This is a genomic window from Streptomyces sp. NPDC054887, assembly GCF_053610585.1.
The window spans coordinates 1-22,255 of the sequence record NZ_JBSGYQ010000038.1 but is presented as its reverse complement, the minus strand read 5'-3'; the positions used below and the strand labels follow the sequence as shown (position 1 = coordinate 22,255).

Sequence of the window (22,255 nt, the reverse complement as noted above, 5' to 3'; positions counted from 1 at the left end):
CCCTACAAGCGGGGTCTGACATCCGCGCCGTACTTGCACAACGCGTGGGGATCACCTGGATGATTCCCACCCGGCGGCCCTTTCAGCCGCCCGAGAGCACCCGGACCAGGTCTTCCGCCGTCCTGCACCGGTCGAGAAGCTCCTTGACGTGGTTACGTGTACCGCGCAACGGTTCCAGCGTGGGCACGCGCTGGAGCGAGTCCCGGCCCGGCAGGTCGAAGATCACGGAGTCCCAGGAGGCCGCAGCCACGTCGTCCGCGTACTGCTCAAGGCAGCGCCCGCGGAAATACGCCCTGGTGTCCTCAGGAGGCTTCGTACCGGCCCGCAGCACGGCGTCCTCGTCCAGCAGCCGCTTCATCTTGCCGCGGGCCGCCAGGCGGTTGTACAGGCCCTTCTCGGGGCGTACGTCGGCGTACTGGAGGTCCACCAGATGGAGCCTGGGAGCGTCCCAGTCCAGGCTGTCCCGCCTGCGGTAGCCCTCCAGGAGCTCCCGCTTGGCGATCCAGTCCAGCTCCCCCGCCAGGCTCATCGGGTCGTTCTCCAGGCGGTTCAGCACGTCCTCCCAGCGCCCCAGGACGTCCTTGGTCTGGTCGTCCGCGTCGACGCCGAACCGCTCCTCGACGTACTTGCGCGCCAGCTCGAAGTACTCCATCTGAAGCTGTACGGCGGTGAGTGTCCGGCCGCTGCGGAGGGTGATCAGCCGTTGCAGCGTCGGGTCGTGGGAGACCTGGTGGAGCGTGCGCACCGGCTGGTCGATCGCCAGGTCGACATTGATGAAGCCGTCCTCGATCATGGACAGCACCAGGGACGTCGTGCCCAGCTTCAGGTACGTCGAGATCTCGGAGAGGTTCGCGTCGCCGATGATCACGTGCAGCCTGCGGTACTTCTCGGCGTCGGAGTGCGGCTCGTCGCGGGTGTTGATGATGGGGCGCTTGAGCGTGGTCTCCAGGCCGACCTCGACCTCGAAATAGTCGGCGCGCTGGCTGATCTGGAAGCCGTGCTCGTGGCCGTCCTGGCCGATGCCCACCCTGCCCGCACCCGTGACGACCTGCCGGGACACGAAGAACGGGGTCAGGTGGCGCACGATGTCCGAGAAGGGGGTCGCCCGCTTCATCAGGTAGTTCTCGTGCGTGCCGTAGGACGCGCCCTTGTTGTCGGTGTTGTTCTTGTAGAGGTGGATCGGCTGGGCGCCGGGGAGCTGCGCGGCCCGCTCGGCGGCCTCCGCCATGATCCGCTCGCCGGCCTTGTCCCAGAGCACCGCGTCCAGCGGGCCGGTCACCTCCGGGGAGCTGTACTCGGGGTGCGCGTGGTCCACGTACAGCCGCGCGCCGTTCGTGAGGATGACATTGGCCAGGCCGATGTCCTCGTCCGTGAGCTGACTGTTGTCGGCGGCCTCCCGGGCGAGGTCGAAGCCTCGCGCGTCCCGCAGCGGATTCTCCTCCTCAAAGTCCCAGCGGGCGCGGCGCGCCCGGTGCATCGCCGCCGCGTAGGCGTTGACGATCTGGGACGAGGTGAGCATGGCATTGGCGTTGGGGTGGCCGGGGACGGAGATCCCGTACTCCGTCTCGATGCCCATTACTCGCCGTACGGTCATGCGGCCCTCCTTGCCCGGCGTCGCCCCCGGACGGGGGCGGCACTCAAGTACCGCTGGTTCTCCGGTGCGTGTGCGGCGCCCGGCCCCGCACTGCGCGACTCGGCGGTACCGAAGAGCCTAGAACGCCTCTGCCCCGGTAGGGAGATCAATTGCGTCATTGCTCCGGTGTGGTCGGCGCGGCGGCCGGTGCGACTGGAAAACAGCAGGCTGCGGATACCCCAGCGGGTACCCGCAGCCCGTCTGCGTTCTACAGGTACTGACCGGTGTTCGCCACCGTGTCGATGGAGCGTCCGGTGTCCGCGCCCTGCTTTCCGGTGACGAGCGTGCGGATGAACACGATCCGCTCGCCCTTCTTGCCGGAGATACGGGCCCAGTCGTCCGGGTTGGTGGTGTTCGGCAGGTCCTCGTTCTCCTTGAACTCGTCCACGCACGCCTGGAGGAGGTGGGAGACCCGCAGACCCTTCTGGTTCTGGTCGAGGAAGGCCTTGATGGCCATCTTCTTGGCCCGGTCGACGATGTTCTGGATCATCGCGCCGGAATTGAAGTCCTTGAAGTACAGGACTTCCTTGTCGCCGTTCGCGTACGTGACCTCGAGGAAGCGATTTTCCTCGGACTCGGCGTACATCTGCTCGACGACCGACTGGATCATGCCGTGGACCGCGGCCTCCCTGGAGCCGGTGTGCTCGGCCAGGTCGTCCGCGTGCAGCGGCAGGGTGGAGCGGAGGTACTTCGCGAAGATGTCCTTCGCCGCCTCCGCGTCCGGACGCTCGATCTTGATCTTGACGTCGAGCCGGCCGGGCCGCAGGATCGCGGGGTCGATCATGTCCTCGCGGTTGGAGGCGCCGATGACGATGACGTTCTCCAGGCCCTCCACACCGTCGATCTCGGCGAGCAGCTGCGGAACGATGGTGTTCTCCACGTCCGAGCTGACACCCGAGCCACGGGTGCGGAAGAGCGACTCCATCTCGTCGAAGAAGACGATGACGGGGGTACCCTCGCTCGCCTTCTCACGGGCACGCTGGAAGACGAGGCGGATGTGCCGCTCCGTCTCACCGACGTACTTGTTGAGGAGCTCGGGGCCCTTGATGTTGAGGAAGTAGCTCTTCCCCGCGGGCTGGCCGGTCACCTCGGCGACCTTCTTGGCAAGGGAGTTGGCGACGGCCTTGGCGATCAGCGTCTTGCCGCAGCCGGGCGGACCGTAGAGCAGGATGCCCTTCGGCGGCCGCAGTTCGTGCTCCTTGAAGAGGTCGGGGTAGAGGTACGGCAGCTCGACGGCGTCGCGGATCATCTCGATCTGGCTGCCCAGACCGCCGATCTTGTCGTAGTCGACGTCCGGGACCTCTTCGAGGACGAGCTCCTCGACCTCGCTCTTGGGGATGACTTCGTAGACGTAACCGGACCTGGGCTCCAGCAGCAGGGCGTCGCCGGGGCGGATGGTGACGTCCAGCAGCGGCTCGGCGAGCCGCACCACCCGCTCCTCGTCGGTGTGCCCCAGCACCAGGGCGCGCTCGCCGTCCTCAAGGACCTCCTTGAGGGTGACGATCTCCCCGGCGCGCTCGTACTCCATGGCCTCGACCACGTTGAGGGCCTCGTTGAGCATGACCTCCTGGCCACGCCTGAGCTCTTCGAGCTCCACGCTGGGGCTGACGTTCACCCGTAGCTTGCGGCCACCGGTGAAGATGTCGGCCGTGCCGTCCTCGTTCGCCGTGAGGAAGACACCGAAGCCGGCCGGCGGCTGCGCGAGCCGGTCGACTTCTTCCTTGAGGGCCACGATCTGGTCGCGGGCCTCACGGAGCGTATTGGCGAGCCGCTCGTTCTGAGCGGACACGCCGGCCAAGTTGGTCTGCAGCTCGACGATCCGCTCTTCGAGAATCCTCGTATGACGCGGAGAGTCGGCGAGCTTGCGGCGCAGGACGGCGATTTCCTGCTCGAGATAGGCAACCTGTCCGGCGGGGTCCTCAGACCCTCGCCCGGGCCGGATGCCGCGGTTGATGTCGTCGTCGTGGGCTGCCACGGTCCTCACCTCCTCCAAGGGGAGCTGGACGCTTCCTGACCCTACCTGGGCTGGTGCGGGTTGAAACCCCTAGATCACAAAGACTGCGGGGTGTGTCCGATCTTCACCCTTGCGTACTCCCTCACGTCAGGGGAATACCCACCCATCAACATCGGAAAGCGGCCGGTTGTATCGTCGAAGTGTTCAACACCCGTCAGGGCTGGCTCGAATTGCTACAACCGCGCAGGAAACGGCAGGAGATATGACCGTGCAGCAGAAGGCTCCCACCGACGACGGCGCACAGACGGGCGACCCGCTCGAGGTGTGGATCGACCAGGATCTCTGCACCGGCGACGGCATCTGCGTCCAGTACGCCCCCGAGGTCTTCGAGCTGGACATCGACGGCCTGGCCTACGTGAAGAGCCCCGACGACGAGCTGCTCCAGAGCCCGGGCGCCACAACGCCCGTCCCGCTGACTCTCCTCAATGACGTGGTCGACTCGGCCAAGGAGTGCCCGGGCGACTGCATCCACGTACGGCGCGTGACCGACCGGGTCGAGGTCTACGGCCCGGACGCGGAGTGACGGATCACATACTGCGCGCGTCCGGAAGGACGGTTCTGGCGAACTTGCCGCCCTTCCACTGCCACTTGACCTTCTCCCGCCGGTCGGGGCAGCAGCGCGGCACGTCCGGCGAGGAATAGCCCAGCAGCGTCGCGGAGACCGCTCCCCCGCCCACGGTGAAATCGCTGATGCCCAGCCCGTCGGCCGGGTCGACCAGGGTCGCCACGACGCGCGAGGGCCCGGTCAGCACGAAGACGCCGCTCGGGGGGGTGCCGATGCCGGAGACGCACCGCACGACCGCCACGGTCTCGGGCCGGCCGTCGCCGTCGAGGTCGCCGGAGCCCTCTTCGACCACGGCGGGCTTCTCCCCGTGGCACTCCAGCGGGTACACCGCCCCGGCCGCGTCGGGGACCGGGGCCGCCGCGGGTTCCACCGGCCCGGATCCCGCCGCCGGGGCCGTCTGGGAGGCGGTGGCGGCCTCGGGCTGGAGGAAACCGGCCGCGGCGACGACCGCGGCCATGGCGGCGGCGGTGGCGAGCCAGTGCACCGGGCGGGGCCGGGTGTGCGCGAGGTCCAGGGCTGCGGAGGTCTGCACGCCGGGTGTCTCCTGGGGGCTGTACCGGTGGGGTGGCGAGCATAGTGCCACACGTCACAGCACGGCGGAACGCCAGGGTCCGTAACGGTTGCCCGTACGTGAAGACCCGGTGGCGCGGGCGCCGGACCCGGCAACGCGAGAGCGCCGCCGCCGAGTTCCCCGGTCGGTCGGGGAACTCGGCGGCGGCGCAGGGGCGGCTCCACGCCGTCCGCGAGGCGGCGGGCGGTGAGGAGGAATCCGGTGTGGCCGATCATCCGATGGTCGGGGCGGACGGCCAGGCCCTCGACGTGCCAGTTGCGGATCATCGACTCCCAGGCGGTCGGCTCCGCGAAGCAGCCGATCTCCCGGATGGACTCGACGGTGCGCGCCAGCTGCGTGGTGGTGGCCACGTAGCAGCAGAGGATGCCGCCGGGGACGAGCGCCTTGCGGACGACCTCCAGGCACTCCCACGGGGCGAGCATGTCCAGGATCACGCGGTCGACGTCGGTGTCGGTCAGGTTGTCCTGGAGGTCTCCGACGGTCAGCTGCCAGGCGGGGTGCGGGCCGCCGAAGTAGCGCTCCACGTTCTGCGTGGCGATCTCGGCGAAGTCCTCGCGGCGCTCGTAGGAGTGCAGCATGCCCTGGTCACCGATGGCGCGGAGCAGGAAGCTGCTCAGCGAACCGGAGCCGACCCCCGCCTCGACGACGCGGGCGCCGGCGAAGATGTCGGCGAAGGCCAGGATCTGGCCCGCGTCCTTGGGGTAGACCACGGCGGCGCCGCGGGGCATGGACAGGACGTAGTCGGGGAGCAGGGGGCGCAGCGCGAGGTAGGCGACGTTTCCCGTGGTACGGACAACACTGCCCTCGGGGGAGCCGATCAGCTCGTCGTGGGGGAAGGAACCCTTGTGGGTGTGGAAATTCTTCCCGGCCTCGAGCGTGAACGTGTAGTGGCGTCCCTTGGGGTCGGTGAGCTGGACCTGGTCCCCGACCTGGAAGGGGCCGCGACGGCGGGCGGCACCGGTCGGTTCGGACATGTGACCAGCCTACCGGTCTTTTGACGGCCCGATTCGCCGCGGTGCGCCGCTGGGCGGGCCGGGGCCGTCCCGGGACCGGTTACTGGGGGCGGGCCATGGCCGACACGAAGGCGCGCTCGACGTCGGCGGTGGACAGTACGCCGTAGATCTCGCCCGTCTCCTCGACCACGAGGTACTCCGTGGCCGGGGCCGCCCGCAGCCGCTCCAGCAGCGCCTCGCCCGCCAGCTCCGCCGCGATCTTCATGTCCTCCGTGAGGTCCTGGGCGAGACCGCTGACCGCCACCCACGGCCTGCGGTGCTCCGGCACGCCCACGATGGCCGCCTCGCGGACGACGCCGGTGGGCTCTCCCTGGCCGTCCACGACGACCAGGGCGCGGGCGCCGGCGGCGTTCGCGCGGCGCAGGGCCTCGGAGAGCGGGGTGGCCGACTCGACGGGGACGGCGCGCCGGGTGAGCGTGCGGGCGCGCAGGTCGGGGAGGTGCTCGCGCAGCCGGGCCATGCGCAGGCTGTTGCCGGCTCCGGTCCAGATGATCGCGGCCAGGATGGCGGCGAGCAGGGCGTCGGTGACGGTCTCCATGCCGCCGATGTCCTCGGTGGAGTTGCCGAGGGCGCCGGTGTGGGTGAGCAGCGGCAGGCCGATGAGGACGGCGACGGCGAGCGCACGGCCGACCCAGGCGGCGGCGATGGTGCCGCTCATCGGCTTGCCGGTGATCTTCCACACGATGGCGCGGAGCATCCGGCCGCCGTCCAGCGGGAGGCCGGGCAGCAGGTTGAACGCCGCCACGATGAGGTTGGAGATCATCAGGCCGGCCAGCAGCACGCCGGGCACCGTGCCGGGCTCGACGATCCGCATGCCGGCGTAGAACACGCCGCCCAGGACGAGGGAGAGCAGCGGTCCGACGAAGGCGAGGACGAACTCGCGACCCGGCGTCTCCGACTCCTTCTCGATCTCGGACACCCCGCCGAAGAACTGGAGCTGGATGCGGCGCACCGGCAGCTTGAAGCGCAGCGCCGCGACCGTGTGGGCCAGCTCGTGCACCAGTACGGAGGCGTAGAACGCGACCGCGAAGAAGAGCGAGACCAGGTAGCGGAGGTTGCCCAACTCGGGGAGGACGCGGTCGAGCTGGCCGCCGAAGACCCAGGTGATGAGGGCCGCGACGAGGAACCAGCTGGGGGCGACGTACACCGGCACGCCGAACGGGCGGCCCATGAGGAGGCCGCCGCCCGGCTCGCGGGGGCTCTGCGGCTTGCCGCCGCTCCCGCCGCTCTCGCCGCGCTTGTCGCGCTCGCCGCTCTCGTTCACAGGGGCCCTTCGTCCGCAGCGTCCTCGCGCGGCGTCCGCCGACCACGCAGCGCGAGAGGGGTCTGCCGTCGATGGTATGCGGACTGCCCCCGCCCGTTCCGCCTCGGCTCCCCTCGCGCGGCCGTTTCGCGGCCATGGATGCCGGGACTGTCAGTGGCGGGTCTTAAGGTCTTGGACATGACGACGAGTTCCGGTCGGGCCGACGAGGCCCGGCGCCCCATGTCGCTCTCCCCGTCGCGGGCGAGCGATTTCATGCAGTGCCCGCTGCTCTACCGGTTCCGGGTCATCGACAAGCTGCCCGAGAAGCCGAGCGAGGCGGCGACCCGGGGCACGCTGGTGCACGCCGTGCTGGAGCGGCTCTTCGACGTCCCGGCGACGGAGCGTACGGCAGGGCGGGCCAAGGCGCTGGTGCCCGGCCAGTGGAACCGGCTGCTGGAGTCGAAGCCGCAGCTCACGGAGCTGTTCGCCGAGGATCCGGAGGGCGAGCGGCTGGCGCGCTGGCTGGTGGAGGCCGAGGAGCTGGTCGAGCGGTGGTTCACGCTGGAGGACCCGACGCGGCTGGAGCCGGCCGAGCGGGAGCTCTTCGTCGAGACGGAGCTGGAGTCCGGACTGCGGCTGCGCGGCATCATCGACCGGGTGGACGTGGCGCCGTCCGGTGAGGTGCGGATCGTCGACTACAAGACGGGCAAGGCGCCCCGGGCCGAGTACGCCGACGGCGCGCTGTTCCAGATGAAGTTCTACGCGCTGGTGATCTGGCGGTGGAAGGGCGTCGTCCCGCGCCGGCTCCAGCTGGTGTACCTGGGCAGTGGCGACGTGCTGACGTACGACCCGGTCGAGGGCGACCTGGAGCGCGTGGAGCGCAAGCTGCTCGCGCTGTGGGAGGCCATCAAGGAGGCCACGGAGACGGGCGAGTGGCGGCCGCGTCCGACGAAGCTGTGCGGCTGGTGCGACCACCGCGCGGTGTGTCCGGAATTCGGCGGCACTCCCCCGGTGTACCCGCTGCCCGTGCAGCGGACGGTGCGCCCGGCCGATCCGGCCGAAGGCGGCCAGGGCAGAATGGACGCGGTCTAGAGAAGGAGTCCTCCGTGGCTATCCGCGTCCTACTGGTCGACGACCAGCCCCTGCTGCGCACCGGCTTCCGGATGATTCTGGAGGCCGAGCAGGATCTCGCGGTCGTCGGTGAGGCCGGTGACGGTCTCCAGGCGCTCGACCAGGTGCGGGCGCTCCAGCCCGACGTCGTGCTGATGGACATCCGGATGCCGCGGATGGACGGCGTGGAGGCGACGCGTCAGATCACCGGTCCCGGCAAGGACGGCCCGGCGAAGGTGCTCGTGCTGACGACGTTCGATCTCGACGAGTACGTCGTGGAGGCGCTGCGCGCCGGGGCCAGCGGCTTCCTGCTGAAGGACGCGCCCGCCACCGAGCTGGTGCAGGCGATCCGGGTGGTCGCGGCGGGCGAGGCGATGCTCGCGCCGAGCATCACGCGCCGGCTGCTCGACAAGTACGCCGATCACCTGCCGTCCGGCGACGAGCAGGTTCCGGACACGCTGCACACGCTGACCGACCGCGAGGTCGAGGTGCTGAAGCTGGTGGCCCGCGGGCTGTCCAACGCGGAGATCGCCGCCGATCTGTTCGTGAGCGAGACGACCGTGAAGACGCACGTCGGGCACGTGCTGACGAAGCTCGGGCTGCGCGACCGGGTGCAGGCGGCGGTGTACGCGTACGAGAGCGGCCTGGTCAGGCCGGGCGCCCAGTAGCACGCGTACGACAGAAGCCGGACCCGGCCCCGCGAGGGGGCCGGGTCCGGCTTCTCGTGTGCCGGCGACGGTGGGGTCAGCCCTTGCTGATCTCCCAGAACCGGAAGACGGTCGACGCGTCCAGGGTCCATTCGAGGCCGGAGATGTCGTCGTAGGCCACGGCGTACTGCTTGCCCTGCCACAGCGGGATGATCGGCACCTCGTCGGCGACGATGTCCTGGAGCTTGTTGAAGTCCTCCTCCGCCATGGGGCGGTCGGTGGCGGCGGCGGTGTCGGGGATGATCCCGTCGGTGATGCGGCGGTTCTCGTAGTTGTTGGCGAGGACGTTGTCCTTGCCGAAGAACGGCAGGGTGAAGTTGTCCGGGTCCGGGTAGTCCGGGACCCAGCCCTTCACGTACACGCCGTACTTGCCGGCCGCGATGTTCTTCTCGTACTCGTTGATCTCGACCGACTCGACGCTCGCGTCGAACAGCCCGCTCTTTTTGAGCTGCTTGGCGATCGCCTTGAACTCCTCGACGGTGGCCGGTCCGTAGCGGCTGGGCGTGGCCCAGAGGGTGATCTTCACCTTGTCCGTGATGCCCGCGCCGCGCAGCGCCCGCTCGGCCTTGGCCGGCTGCGGGCTGCCGCCGTAGGTGTCGAAGAACGCCGTGTTGTGGGCGCCGATGCCGCTCGGGATGATCGAGTACAGCGGGGTGGCGGTGGACTGGTAGACGTCCCGCACCAGCGCGTCGCGGTCGATCAGGTACGCCATGGCCTTGCGCACGGCGGGCTTGCCGACGACCGGGTCGTTGACGTTGAAGACCAGGTGCTGGACCTCGGCGCTGGAGCCCTCGACGACCTCGATGCCCTTGTCGCGGTCGGCCGTGGACTTCTCGATGCCCGCGATGTCGCCGGCCGTGAGACCGCGGTAGGCGATGTCCACGTCGCGCCGCTTGAGGGAGGCGGCGAGCGCCTTCTGGTCACCGTGGAAGAACTTCACGGTGACGCCGTTGTTCTTCGTCTCGGCGGTGCCCTCGTAGTTCTCGTTGACGGAGAACGCCGCGTCGGACCGGCCGAAGGAGTCCAGCTTGTACGGTCCGGATCCGACCGCCTTGTTGTCGGTGCGGAGCTTGTCGAAGGCGTACTCGCGGTGGTCGACGATGGAGCCGGCGCCGGAGGCGATCTTGCTCGGGAAGGTGGCGTCCGGGACCTTGAGGCGGAAGATGATGTTCTTCTCGTCCGGCGTCTCGATCGTGTCGATGGTGCCGAGCATGACCGCCGCGGGGCCGGCCTTGTCGTTGATCTTCAGCGAGCGCTCGAAGGAGTACTTGACGTCCTTGCTGGTCAGCTCGTTGCCGTTGCTGAACGTCAGGCCGTCACGCAGGGTGCAGCGGAAGACCGTGCTGCCGCCCTTGTCGAAGTCGCACGTCTTCGCGGCCTCGGGCTGCGGGGAGGAGCTGCCCTTGGGGAAGCTCAGCAGCGACTGGAAGACGTTGTTGAACAGCAGCCAGGAGCCCGGGTCGTAGCCCGACGCCGGGTCGGTGGCCAGCACCTCGTCGGACATTCCGATGACCACACCGCCGTCAGTGCCCCCCGAGCCGCCCTTCTCGGTTCCACAACCGCTGAGCAGCCCCGCCGCCAGTCCCGCCGCGAGCGGGGCCGTCAGCCACTGGTTACGCCTCTTCACGGATCCTTGCCTCACACATTCGATGAATAACCCACCGGCGGCGCGGTCTTCGCCGCCGGACAATGCCGGCGTCAGGAGACGCCGCGGCCCAGCTCCCACAGCTGAAGGTCCGCCGAGGAGTTGATGGCCCACTCGACGCCCGTGATGTCGTCGCGCGCGGCGACGTACTGCTTGCCCTGCCACAGCGGCAGCACCGGTACGTCGTTGGCGACGATCTCCTGGATTCGCTCGAACGGCCCGGCGGCCGTTGCCCGGTCGGCCGCGCGGCGCGACTCGGGGATGAGCTTGTTCCTGGTTTCGCTGCTCACGTACGGGGAGTTGAGGAAGTTGTCCTCGTCCAGGAACGGCGCGACGTAGTTGTCGGCGTCCGGGAAGTCGGGGAACCAGCCCATGCCGTAGACGGCGTACTCGCCGCGCTTCTGGCTGTCACGGAACTTCGACCACTCGGTTCCCTTGATGCCGACGTCGAAGAGGTTCGTGGCGTTGAGCTGCTCCTTGAGCACCTCGAACTCCTTCTTCGTGGCCGGTCCGTAGTGGTCGGTCGTGTAGTTGAGCGTCAGCTTCACCGGCGTGCCGATGCCGGCCGCCTTGAGGATGCCGGCGGCCTTGGCCCGGCTGGGCTCGCCGTACTTGTTGAAGAAGGCGTTCTGGTGCCCCGTGATGGTGTTCGGGATGAGCGAGTACAGCGGCTCGGCGGTGGCCGGGTAGACCTTGCTCGCGAGGTCCCCGCGGTCCACGACGGCGGCCAGCGCCTGGCGCACCGCCTTGCTCTTCACGGTGGAGTCCTCGGTGTCGAAGCCGAGGTAGCGGATCTCCAGGCCGGGCATCTCGATGAGGTCGATGCCCTCGGCCGGGTTCTCCGACAGGTCCTTGATCTGCTCGGGCTGGAGGGTGCGCGTCATCATGCTGATGTCGCCGTCCTTCAGCGCCTTCTCCATGGACTCGGTGTCGGCGAACGACCGCAGCTCGACCTTGTCGTTGCGGAGCTTCAAGTCGCCCTTGTACGCGGGGTTCTTGGTGAAGACCGCCTTGACGACCCGGTCTCCGTCGGTCTCGGTCTCCAGCGTGTACGGGCCCGAGCCGTCGGCGTCGAAGCCCTCGCGCAGCTTGCCGGCCCGGTAGGCGTCGGGGTCGACGATGGCCGCGGCCGGCGTCGCGATCTTGTACGGGAACGTGGCGTCCGGCGTCTTGAGGTGGAAGACGATCTCGCGGTCGCCGTTGGTCTCGATCATGTCGATGTTCGAGAGGAGCGCGACCGGCCCGTTGTTGTTCTTGATCTTCAGTACGCGCTCGATGGAGAACTTGACGTCCTCCGCGGTGAGCGGGTCGCCGTCGGCGAACGTGAGCCCGTCCCGAAGGGTGCAGCGGTAGCTCTCGTTCTGGGTGTCGGTGAAGCCGCACTTGGAGGCCGCGTCCGGCACCGGCTCGCCGCCGCCGCGCGGGACGTGCATCAGCATCTGGACGGTCTGCCGCAGGACGTTCCAGGCGCCGGCGTCGTAGGCGAACGCGGGGTCGAAGGGCGCGGGCGCGTCCTTCGTGGCCACGAACTGGTCCGTGGTGCCCACGACGATGGCGTCACCGCCCTTCCCGCCGACGTCCGCGCCGCCGCACGCGGCCAGCGCGGGCGCGAGCAGGCCGATCACGGCCGGCAGCACCAAGGTCTTGCGGTTCATCCTGGACGTTCTCCCTCATCCGGCACTGAGTTCTTCAGCGGTGTACGGGATACTCCGCCGCGGCCGCCCGGTCGGGGCGGGGCGATCGGGCCGGATCAGAGCGATCGGTTCGGTGGGCTCCGGCGACGGGTTGGGCGCCGGAACCCCGTGGTGATGCGGCGAAGTTCTCGGGTTTGAGATTAGTGGGAATCACCGGGCCGGCCGGACCGGGACGGTGCCTCCGCGTCATCGGCCGGCGGTCGCCGATCCGGGCGAATGCGCCCGGTGGGGCCGGAATGATTCGTACACCGCTTCACCAATCGGGACACAAGGACGCCATATGCGGCCCCACGGAAGCGCATTGGCGCCGCCGGGGACCGCAGTACATCTCACAGAGGGTGACCAAGGTCACCTTCTGAATACTTCTGTCCCATTGCGCATTTCTATTTCCGCTTGTGACGGAAAATGAACGGTCCGATGCCGAGAGTTTTCGCCTCCCTTGGAGAGGGCCCCTCGGTGACCGGTCAGTTCATTCTGGTGATCAGGGTGGTGAGGAATGCGAGATCGACTTCTTCCAGCGACCCCACGACCACCCGGCCGCGCGCGGGCGCGATCGGCGCCACGGAGGGGACGGCCACCACCCGGCAGCCGGCCGCCTCGGCAGCCGCCACGCCGGTCGCCGTGTCCTCCACGACCGCGCATCTGCCGGGATCGGCCCCGAGCAGCGCCGCGGCGTGCAGGTACGGGTCCGGGTGCGGCTTCGTACGGGCCACCTCGTCGCCCGCGACCGTGAGGGTGAACATCTGCGGCCCCAGCGTCTGGAGGACGCGGTCGATGATGCGCCGGTGCGAGGCCGACACCAGGGCGGTGGGCACCTCGTGCGCCGCCAGTTCCGCCAGCAGCCGCGCGGCGCCCGGCATCAGCGGCACGCCCCGCGCGATCCGCTTCTCGAAGCGGTCGTTGAGCAGCACCGTGAGCTCGGGCAGCGTGATGTCCGCGCCGGTCGCCTCGATGAGGTAGCCGGCGCTGCGCGTCATGGGCCCGCCGACCACCACGTCGCGCCACGCCTCGTCCAGCACGTGCCCGAGGTCCGCGAAGACCTCGGCCTCGACCTCCCACCAGAAGCCCTCGGTGTCCACCAGGGTGCCGTCCATGTCGAGGAAGACAGCCTGGAGGGCCGAGCCTTCGGCCGTACGGGTACTGGGCGCGGGGACGGTACTGGTCATCCGGGCACACCTCCTGAAGGGACGAGAAGGCCGGCCGTCTCCCCAGGTGGGAAGGCGACCGGCCTGCGCTGGACCGACCAGTGTACGACTCGTCCCGGTCTATCGCGCGTTGAAGTACTTCGCCTCGGGGTGGTGGATGACGATCGCGTCGGTGGACTGCTCCGGGTGCAGCTGGAACTCCTCGGACAGGTGTACGCCGATCCGCTCCGGCCGCAGCAGGTCGGCGATCTTGGCGCGGTCCTCCAGGTCGGGGCAGGCCCCGTAGCCGAGGGAGAAGCGCGCGCCCCGGTACTTCAGGGCGAACATGTCCTCCATGGCGTCGGGGTCCTCGCCGCCGAAGCCGAGTTCGGAGCGGACCCGGGCGTGCCAGTACTCGGCGAGGGTTTCGGCCAACTGCACCGAGAGGCCGTGCAGTTCGAGGTAGTCGCGGTAGGAGTCCGCCTCGAAGAGCCGGGCGGTCTCCTCGCCGATGCGGGAGCCGACCGTGACCACCTGGAGGCCGACCACGTCGGGCTCACCGGCCTCCTCCGGGCGGAAGAAGTCGGCCAGGCACAGCCGGCGGCCGCGCCGCTGGCGGGGGAAGGTGAAGCGGGTGCGCTCGGAACCGTCCTCGCCCAGCAGGATCAGGTCGTCGCCCTTGGAGTGGCAGGGGAAGTACCCGTAGACGACGGCCGCTTCGAGGAGGTTGTTCGACTGGAGGTGGTCGAGCCAGCCGCGCAGGCGCGGACGGCCCTCGGTCTCCACCAGCTCCTCGTAGGTGGGCCCGTCGCCGTTGCGGACCTGCTTGAGGCCCCACTGCCCCTTGAAGAGCGCGCCCTCGTCGAGCCAGGGCGCGTACTCCTTGAGCTGGATGCCCTTGACCACCCGGGTGCCCCAGAAGGGCGGAGTGGGGATCGGGTTGTCGGTGGCGACGTCCGAACGCACGGAGCCCTCCGGCTCCTCGACCTCCAGGACGGCCGTGTCCTTCTTCGCCACCCGGCGCTGCTTGAGCTCCGGCAGGGCCGCGCCGGGCACGCCGCGCTTGACGCCGATGAGGGCGTCCATCAGGCGCAGGCCCTCGAACGCGTCGCGGGCGTAGCGGACCTCGCCCTCGTAGATCTCGTGCAGGTCCTGCTCCACGTACGCCCGTGTCAGTGCGGCGCCGCCGAGGATGACCGGGAAGTCCGCGGCCATCTTCCGCTGGTTGAGCTCCTGAAGGTTCTCCTTCATGATCACCGTGGACTTGACGAGCAGTCCGGACATGCCGATGACGTCGGCCTTGTGCTGTTCGGCCGCCTCCAGGATCGCGGAGACGGGCTGCTTGATGCCGAGGTTGACGACGGTGTAGCCGTTGTTGGACAGGATGATGTCGACGAGGTTCTTGCCGATGTCGTGGACGTCGCCGCGGACGGTGGCCAGCACGATCGTGCCCTTGCCCTCGTCGTCCGTCTTCTCCATGTGCGGCTCCAGGTGAGCCACCGCCGTCTTCATCACCTCGGCGGACTGGAGCACGAACGGCAGCTGCATCTGGCCGGAGCCGAACAGCTCACCGACGACCTTCATGCCCGCGAGGAGGGTGTCGTTGACGATGTCCAGGGCCGGGCGGCTCCGCAGGGCCTCGTCGAGATCGGCCTCCAGGCCGTTCTTCTCGCCGTCGATGATGCGGCGCTGCAGACGCTCGTCGAGCGGGAGCGCCATCAGCTCCTCGGCTCGGCCGGCCTTCATGGACTTCATGTTGACGCCCTCGAAGAGGGCCATGAGCTTCTGGAGCGGGTCGTAGCCCTCGGCGCGCCGGTCGTAGATCAGGTCGAGGGCGACCTTGACCTGCTCCTCCTCCAGGCGGGCGATCGGCAGGATCTTCGAGGCGTGCACGATCGCGGAATCCAGGCCGGCCTTGACGCACTCGTCGAGGAAGACGGAGTTCAGGACGACACGGGCGGCCGGGTTGAGGCCGAAGGAGATGTTGGACAGGCCCAGGGTGGTCTGCACGTCCGGGTGACGCCGCTTCAGCTCGCGGATCGACTCGATCGTCGCGATGCCGTCCTTGCGGGACTCCTCCTGGCCGGTGCAGATGGTGAAGGTCAGGCAGTCGATGAGGATGTCCGACTCTTCGATGCCCCAGTTGCCGGTCAGGTCCTCGATCAGCCGCTCCGCGATGGCGACCTTGTGCTCGACGGTACGGGCCTGGCCCTCCTCGTCGATGGTCAGCGCGATCAGGGCGGCGCCGTGCTCCTTGGCGAGCGCGGTGACCTTGGCGAAACGCGACTCCGGGCCGTCGCCGTCCTCGTAGTTGACGGAGTTGATGACCGCGCGGCCGCCGAGCCTCTCCAGACCGGCCTGGATGACGTCCACTTCGGTGGAGTCGAGGACGATCGGCAGAGTGGAGGCGGTGGCGAAGCGGCCGGCCAGCTCGGCCATGTCGGCCACACCGTCGCGGCCCACGTAGTCGACGCACAGGTCGAGCATGTGCGCGCCCTCGCGGATCTGGTCGCGGGCCATCTCGACGCAGTCGTCCCAGCGGGCTTCGAGCATGGCCTCGCGGAACTTCTTGCTGCCGTTGGCGTTGGTGCGCTCGCCGATCGCCATGTACGCGGTGTCCTGGCGGAAGGGGACCGACTGGTACAGGGAGGCGGCGCCCGGCTCGGGGCGCGGCTCGCGCTGCGCCGGAGCGAGGTCGCGGGTGCGCTCGACGACGGCGCGCAGGTGCTCGGGCGTCGTACCGCAGCAGCCGCCGATGAGGGACAGGCCGTAGTCGTGGACGAACGTCTCCTGGGCGTCGGCGAGACCGACGGGGCCGAGCGGGAAGTGGGCGCCGTCCTTGGTGAGAACGGGAAGGCCCGCGTTCGGCATGCACATCAGCGGCGTACGCGAATGGCGGGCCAGATAGCGCAGGTGCTCGCTCATCTCGTCCGGGCCGGTCGAGCAGTTCAGGCCGATCAGGTCGATGCCCAGCGGCTCCAGGGCGGTCAGGGCGGCGCCGATCTCGGAGCCGAGCAGCATGACGCCGGTCGTCTCGAAGGCGAGCGAACAGATCAGCGGCACGTCGAAGCCGAGGGCGTCCATCGCACGGCGTGCGCCGATCAGGCTCGACTTCGTCTGGAGCAGGTCCTGCGTGGTCTCCACGATCAGGGCGTCCGCGCCGCCGGCCAGCAGGCCCTCGGCGTTCTGCTGGTAGCCGTCCCGCAGGACGTCGAACGCGATGTGGCCGAGCGAGGGCAGCTTGGTGCCGGGGCCGATCGAGCCCAGCACCCAGCGCTGGCGGCCGTCCTTGGCGGCGAACTCGTCGGCGACCTCGCGGGCGATGCGCGCGCCGGACTCGGACAGCTCGAAGATCCGGTCGGCGATCTCGTACTCGTTGGCCGCCGAGTGGTTCGCGCCGAAGGTGTTGGTCTCGACGCAGTCCACGCCGACCGCGAAGTACTCCTCGTGGACCGAGCGCACGATGTCGGGGCGGGTGATGTTGAGGATCTCGTTGCAGCCCTCGAGGTTCTCGAAGTCCTCGAGGCTGGGGTCCTGCGCCTGGAGCATGGTGCCCATCGCTCCGTCGGCGACCACTACACGGCTGGCGAGTGCTTCGCGGAGGGCGTCGGCGCGGCTGCGGTGGCTGGCAGGCGTGGGGGTCGGCAACGAGGCCATGGATCTGCTCCCTGGAGTGCGACGGCTGTCGGCTTTGCGCCTTCCCGGCGGAAGGCGCACCTGGCCAGCGTAGCCGTGACCCCGTCCGTGGCGTGAAGGCGTCCCACGGGGCGGACGGTGTCGGGTGCGTGGCGTGTTCTGATGGCTCACGGTCGCCGGGTAGACCTCGGACGGTGACACCAGGTCGGCATGAGCCGATAGTGTTCAGCATTGTCGAACCGAGGTGGAGGTGGCCGAGCGTGGCGAAGAACATCCAGTCGCTCGAGCGGGCGGCGGCGATGCTGCGCCTGCTCGCGGGGGGCGAGCGCAGGCTCGGACTGTCCGAGGTGGCCTCGTCCCTCGGTCTTGCCAAGGGTACGGCCCACGGCATCCTGCGCACCCTCCAGGCGGAGGGTTTTGTCGAACAGGATCAGGCCTCGGGCCGCTACCAGCTCGGCGCCGAGCTGCTGCGCCTGGGCAGCACGTACCTGGACGTGCACGAGCTGCGCGCCCGCGCGCTGGTGTGGACCGACGACCTGGCCCGCTCCAGCGGCGAGAGCGTCTATCTGGGCGTGCTGCACCAGCAGGGCGTACTGATCGTCCACCACGTCTTCCGCCCGGACGACAGCCGGCAGGTGCTTGAGGTCGGGGCCATGCAGCCGCTCCACTCCTCCGCGCTGGGCAAGGTGCTGTCCGCGTACGACCCGGTCGCGCACAACGAGGTCGTCGAGAACGAGCGCAAGTCCTTCACCCCGCACACGATCACGGACGCGGAGGAGTTCGAGGCGGTGCTCGACCTGACCCGCGCGCGCGGCTGGGCCGCCGACGTGGAGGAGACCTGGGACGGGGTGGCGTCGATCGCCGCGCCCATCCACGACCGCCGGCGGATGCCGGTCGGCGCGGTCGGCGTCACCGGAGCCGTGGAACGCGTCCGCGAGGACGGCGGCCTGCGCAACGACCTGGTGGCGGCCGTACGGGACTGCGCGCGGGCGGTCTCCCGGGACCTGGGTGCCAGCCGCTTCTGAGGCGGGCCCCGCCGCCCCCTGGCAGGCTGGTAACGATCGGGATACCGGTCACGGAACTCTTGACGCACCTCTTAACCGAGGGCAAAACTGCCGTTCATCGGTCGGCAATGCCGAACACCTACCGGCAATACGCGCTAGAGTGTGGCAACGCCAAGGGACCGGTTAGGCCCTCACCGAGGGCGCGGACCACCCGGAGGGACCCGGGGTTCGCCTTTCCCCTGGACGAAGGACAAAGGAGTCGCGGGTGTCCAGCTCCGACATCTTCATCGGCGAGATCATTGGTACCGCCGTACTCATCCTGCTCGGCGGTGGCGTCGTGGCCGCCGTCGTGCTCAAGCGCTCGAAGGCGCAGAACGCCGGCTGGCTCGCCATCACCTTCGGGTGGGGCTTCGCCGTCATGACGGCCGTCTACATGACGGGCACCCTCTCCGGCGCCCATCTCAACCCGGCGGTCACGGTCGGCATCGCGGTCAAGGACGGCGACTGGAGCAACGCTCCGGTCTACTTCGCAGGCCAGATACTCGGCGCCATGATCGGCGCCGCCCTGGTCTGGATCGCGTACTACGGACAGTTCCAGGCCCATCTCACGGACCCGGAGATCCTCGCGGAGCAGCCGGCCGAAGAGGGCATGGTCGACCAGAAGGCCGCGCCCAAGGCCGGCCCCGTCCTCGGCGTCTTCTCCACCGGCCCCGAGGTGCGCAACGTCTGGCAGAACCTCGCCACCGAGATCATCGGCACCGTCGTGCTCGTCCTCGCGGTGCTCACCCAGGGCCTCAACGACAGCGGCAAGGGTCTCGGCGTGCTCGGCGCGCTGATCACCGCCTTCGTCGTCGTCGGCATCGGCCTCTCCCTCGGCGGCCCGACCGGCTACGCGATCAACCCGGCCCGTGACCTCGGGCCGCGCATCGTGCACGCCCTGCTCCCGCTGCCGAACAAGGGCGGCTCCGACTGGAGCTACGCCTGGATCCCCGTCGCGGGACCGCTGATCGGCGGAGCCCTCGCCGCGGGTATCTACAACATCGCGTTCGCCTGAGCCGACCGGCCGACTCTCTACAGACCTCCGGGAGCACACCGTGACCGACGCACACACCACCGGCCCGTTCATCGCGGCCATCGACCAGGGCACCACCTCCAGCCGCTGCATCGTCTTCGACAAGGACGGCCGGATCGTCGCCGTCGACCAGAAGGAGCACGAGCAGATCTTCCCGAAGCCGGGATGGGTCGAGCACGACGCGGCCGAAATCTGGACCAACGTCCAGGAAGTCGTCGCCGGCGCGATCAGCAAGGCGGGCATCACGCCCGCCGACGTCAAGGCGATCGGCATCACCAACCAGCGCGAGACCACGCTGCTGTGGGACAAGAACACCGGCGAGCCCGTCCACAACGCCATCGTGTGGCAGGACACCCGCACCGACGCGCTCTGCAAGGAGCTCGGCCGCAACGTCGGCCAGGACCGCTTCCGCCGCGAGACCGGCCTGCCGCTCGCGTCGTACTTCGCGGGCCCCAAGGTCCGCTGGCTGCTCGACAACGTCGAGGGCCTGCGGGAGCGCGCCGAGGCCGGCGACATCCTCTTCGGCACCATGGACTCCTGGGTCATCTGGAACCTGACGGGCGGCACCGACGGCGGCGTACACGTCACCGATGTCACCAACGCCTCGCGCACCCTCCTCATGAACCTGCACGAGATGCGCTGGGACGAGAAGATCCTCCAGTCGATGGACATCCCGTCCGCCGTACTGCCGGAGATCCGCTCCTCCGCCGAGGTGTACGGCGTCGCCAAGTCCGGTGCGCTGGCCGGCGTGCCGGTCGCGTCGGCGCTGGGTGACCAGCAGGCCGCCCTGTTCGGCCAGACCTGCTTCTCGCCGGGCGAGGCGAAGTCGACGTACGGCACCGGCACCTTCATGCTCCTGAACACCGGTGACGCCCCCGTCAACTCGTACAACGGCCTGCTCACGACGGTCGGATACCGGATCGGCGACCAGAAGCCCGTCTACGCCCTCGAAGGCTCGATCGCCGTCACCGGCTCGCTCGTCCAGTGGATGCGCGACCAGATGGGCCTGATCAAGTCGGCCGCCGAGATCGAGACGCTGGCCTCCTCGGTCGAGGACAACGGCGGCGCGTACTTCGTACCGGCCTTCTCCGGTCTGTTCGCCCCGTACTGGCGTCCCGACGCCCGCGGTGTGATCGCCGGCCTCACCCGGTACGTCACCAAGGCGCACATCGCCCGTGCCGTCCTGGAGGCCACCGCCTGGCAGACCCGCGAGATCAGCGACGCCATGACCAAGGACTCCGGCGTCGAGCTGACGGCCCTCAAGGTCGACGGCGGCATGACCTCCAACAACCTGCTGATGCAGACGCTCTCCGACTTCCTGGACGCACCGGTGGTGCGCCCGATGGTCGCCGAGACGACCTGCCTCGGCGCCGCCTACGCCGCCGGCCTGGCCGTCGGCTTCTGGTCCAGCACCGACGAGCTGCGTGCCAACTGGCGCAGGGCCGCCGAGTGGACCCCCCGCATGGACGCGGCCACGCGGGACCGCGAGTACAAGAGCTGGCTCAAGGCCGTTGAGCGGTCCATGGGCTGGCTCGAAGACGAGAGCTGACGAGGAGTTACGAAAATGACCACCCTGCAGAGCGTCCCGGCCCTCGGGACGCGCCCGGCCGACGGCTGTGCCACGACGAGCCGCGCCGAAACCCGGGAACACCTTTCCAAGGCGACGTACGACCTCCTGGTGATCGGCGGCGGCATCCTGGGCATCTCCACCGCCTGGCACGCCGCCCAGTCGGGACTGCGGGTGGCCCTGGTGGACGCCGGCGACTTCGCCGGCGCCACCTCCTCCGCCTCCTCCAAGCTGCTCCACGGCGGACTGCGCTACCTGCAGACCGGCGCGGTCAAGCTGGTGGCGGAGAACCACTTCGAGCGGCGCGCCGTCTCCAGGGACGTCGCGCCGCACCTCGCCAATCCGCTGACCTTCTACCTCCCCGTCTACAAGGGCGGTCCGCACGGAGCGGCCAAACTCGGTGCGGGCGTCTTCGCCTACTCGGCGCTGTCCGCCTTCGGGGACGGTGTCGGACACGTCATCAGCCCGGCGAAGGCCGCGCGTGCGGTGCCCGAACTCCGTACGGACGACCTCAAGGCCGTCGCCGTCTACGGCGACGACCAGATGAACGACTCGCGCATGGCCCTGATGACGGTCCGCGCCGCGGTCGAGTCGGGCGCGACCGTCCTCAACCACGCCGAGGTCACCGGCCTGCGCTTCACCAGCGGCCGGGTCACGGGCGCGGAGCTCAGGGACCGCCTCGACGGCGCGGAGTTCGGCGTGACGGCCCGTCTGGTGCTCAACGCCACCGGACCGTGGGTCGACCACCTGCGCACGATGGAGAACCCGTACGCGGCCCCCTCCATCCGGCTCTCCAAGGGGGCGCACCTGGTGCTCAAGCGCACCGCTCCCTGGCGGGCCGCGCTGGCCACGCCGATCGACAAGTACCGCATCACCTTCGCGCTGCCGTGGGAGGACCAGCTCCTGCTCGGCACGACCGACGAGGAGTACGAGGGCGACCCCGGGGACGTCTCCGTCAACGAGAAGGACATAGCCCAGATCCTGGACGAAGCCGCCTTCTCGATCCGCGACCAGCAGCTCTCCCGCGACCTCATCACGTACTCCTTCGCGGGTCTGCGGGTGCTGCCCGGCGGGCCCGGTGACACCTCCAAGGCCAAGCGCGAGACGGTCGTCACCGAGGGCCGCGGCGGCATGCTGTCGGTCGCGGGCGGCAAGTGGACGACGTTCCGTCACATCGGCCGCACCGTCATGAACAAGCTCGCCGCGCTGCCCGGCCACCCGCTGGGCGAGGACATGGAGCCGGTCTCGCGGCTGCCCAGGAAGCTGCCGCTGCCCGGCATCTCCAACCCGAACGCGGTCGCGCACCGGCTGCTCGTCGACGGCGGCACGCCCGGTCCGCGGATGGCCGCCGACACCGCGCGCCACCTGGCCACGCACTACGGCTCGCTGGCGTTCGACATCGCGCGCCTGGCGAACGAGGACCCGGCGCTGGCCGAGCGCGTCCACCCGGACGCGCCGGAGATCTGGGCGCAGGTCGTGTACGCCCGCGACCACGAGTGGGCCGAGACCGCGGACGACGTGCTGCGCCGCCGTACGACGCTGACGATCCGCGGCCTGGCCACGGACGAGGTCCGCGCGAAGGTCGAGGACGTGCTGGACCGCAGGGCCTGAGGCCCCGCCTCCACGGGGGGACGGGTAAGGGGCAGCCGCCTGAGCG

15 protein-coding genes and 1 pseudogene are annotated in these 22,255 nt (G+C 69.5%); 7 read left to right on the top strand and 9 right to left on the bottom strand.

Annotated elements, in window-relative coordinates:
* Window positions 1-82 precede the first annotated feature (82 nt).
* Both dop and arc read right to left on the bottom strand, forming a co-directional pair.
* Window positions 83-1,594, bottom strand: coding sequence for a depupylase/deamidase Dop (gene dop, locus ACWGH0_RS21625; RefSeq protein ID WP_453405821.1), 1,512 nt, complete (start codon window positions 1,592-1,594; stop codon window positions 83-85).
* Window positions 1,595-1,841: 247 nt separating this feature from the next.
* Complete coding sequence (arc, locus tag ACWGH0_RS21620; RefSeq protein WP_453405820.1) at window positions 1,842-3,608, bottom strand: proteasome ATPase; 1,767 nt, start codon at window positions 3,606-3,608, stop codon at window positions 1,842-1,844.
* A gap of 241 nt (window positions 3,609-3,849) precedes the next feature.
* Between arc and ACWGH0_RS21615 the strand changes: the two genes are divergently transcribed.
* Entirely contained in the window at window positions 3,850-4,170 is a 321-nt protein-coding gene (locus ACWGH0_RS21615; protein WP_453405819.1) for a ferredoxin, read from the top strand.
* 4 nt (window positions 4,171-4,174) lie between these two features.
* On the opposite strand, the gene ACWGH0_RS21610 is transcribed toward ACWGH0_RS21615, so the two are convergent.
* The 3 genes and pseudogenes from ACWGH0_RS21610 to ACWGH0_RS21600 all read right to left on the bottom strand — a co-directional run bounded on the left by ACWGH0_RS21610 (window position 4,175) and on the right by ACWGH0_RS21600 (window position 7,060).
* Window positions 4,175-4,744 carry a hypothetical protein gene (locus ACWGH0_RS21610; protein WP_453405818.1) on the bottom strand — a complete coding sequence of 190 codons (570 nt, stop codon included), beginning with the start codon at window positions 4,742-4,744 and terminating at the stop codon, window positions 4,175-4,177.
* 176 nt (window positions 4,745-4,920) lie between these two features.
* Window positions 4,921-5,757, bottom strand: a pseudogene (locus ACWGH0_RS21605) (tRNA (adenine-N1)-methyltransferase); the annotation flags it as partial.
* A gap of 79 nt (window positions 5,758-5,836) precedes the next feature.
* A complete protein-coding gene (locus tag ACWGH0_RS21600) occupies window positions 5,837-7,060 on the bottom strand; it encodes a site-2 protease family protein (protein ID WP_453405817.1) in 1,224 nt (407 codons plus the stop codon).
* Between the two features lie 177 nt (window positions 7,061-7,237).
* Here ACWGH0_RS21600 and ACWGH0_RS21595 point away from each other — a divergent pair, with 177 nt between their 5' ends.
* Together ACWGH0_RS21595 and ACWGH0_RS21590 are read left to right on the top strand one after the other, a co-directional pair.
* The gene (locus ACWGH0_RS21595; RefSeq protein WP_453405816.1) at window positions 7,238-8,131 is read left to right on the top strand and encodes a RecB family exonuclease; all 894 of its coding nucleotides are present in this window, start codon (window positions 7,238-7,240) and stop codon (window positions 8,129-8,131) included.
* Window positions 8,132-8,145: 14 nt separating this feature from the next.
* The gene (locus tag ACWGH0_RS21590) at window positions 8,146-8,817 is read left to right on the top strand and encodes a response regulator (protein WP_069929570.1); all 672 of its coding nucleotides are present in this window, start codon (window positions 8,146-8,148) and stop codon (window positions 8,815-8,817) included.
* A gap of 76 nt (window positions 8,818-8,893) precedes the next feature.
* On the opposite strand, the gene ACWGH0_RS21585 is transcribed toward ACWGH0_RS21590, so the two are convergent.
* From ACWGH0_RS21585 to metH, 4 genes are all read right to left on the bottom strand, one after another.
* Window positions 8,894-10,483, bottom strand: coding sequence for an ABC transporter substrate-binding protein (locus tag ACWGH0_RS21585; RefSeq protein ID WP_453405815.1), 1,590 nt, complete (start codon window positions 10,481-10,483; stop codon window positions 8,894-8,896).
* Window positions 10,484-10,554: 71 nt separating this feature from the next.
* The gene (locus ACWGH0_RS21580) at window positions 10,555-12,156 is read right to left on the bottom strand and encodes an ABC transporter substrate-binding protein (RefSeq protein ID WP_453405814.1); all 1,602 of its coding nucleotides are present in this window, start codon (window positions 12,154-12,156) and stop codon (window positions 10,555-10,557) included.
* 503 nt (window positions 12,157-12,659) lie between these two features.
* Window positions 12,660-13,361 (bottom strand): HAD family hydrolase, encoded by a 702-nt coding sequence (locus ACWGH0_RS21575; RefSeq protein ID WP_453405813.1) that lies wholly within the window; start codon window positions 13,359-13,361, stop codon window positions 12,660-12,662.
* 99 nt (window positions 13,362-13,460) lie between these two features.
* Window positions 13,461-16,976 carry a methionine synthase gene (metH, locus tag ACWGH0_RS21570; RefSeq protein WP_453405812.1) on the bottom strand — a complete coding sequence of 1,172 codons (3,516 nt, stop codon included), beginning with the start codon at window positions 16,974-16,976 and terminating at the stop codon, window positions 13,461-13,463.
* Window positions 16,977-17,215: 239 nt separating this feature from the next.
* Between metH and ACWGH0_RS21565 the strand changes: the two genes are divergently transcribed.
* The 4 genes from ACWGH0_RS21565 to ACWGH0_RS21550 all read left to right on the top strand — a co-directional run bounded on the left by ACWGH0_RS21565 (window position 17,216) and on the right by ACWGH0_RS21550 (window position 22,209).
* On the top strand, window positions 17,216-17,980 hold the full coding sequence (locus ACWGH0_RS21565; RefSeq protein ID WP_453405811.1) for an IclR family transcriptional regulator: 765 nt from the start codon (window positions 17,216-17,218) through the stop codon (window positions 17,978-17,980).
* Between the two features lie 244 nt (window positions 17,981-18,224).
* Complete coding sequence (locus tag ACWGH0_RS21560; RefSeq protein ID WP_453405810.1) at window positions 18,225-19,013, top strand: MIP/aquaporin family protein; 789 nt, start codon at window positions 18,225-18,227, stop codon at window positions 19,011-19,013.
* A gap of 40 nt (window positions 19,014-19,053) precedes the next feature.
* Window positions 19,054-20,580, top strand: a complete 1,527-nt coding sequence (glpK, locus tag ACWGH0_RS21555) for a glycerol kinase GlpK (RefSeq protein WP_453405809.1) — start codon at window positions 19,054-19,056, stop codon at window positions 20,578-20,580.
* Between the two features lie 15 nt (window positions 20,581-20,595).
* Window positions 20,596-22,209, top strand: coding sequence for an FAD-dependent oxidoreductase (locus tag ACWGH0_RS21550; protein ID WP_453405808.1), 1,614 nt, complete (start codon window positions 20,596-20,598; stop codon window positions 22,207-22,209).
* The last annotated feature ends 46 nt before the right edge of the window (window positions 22,210-22,255 follow it).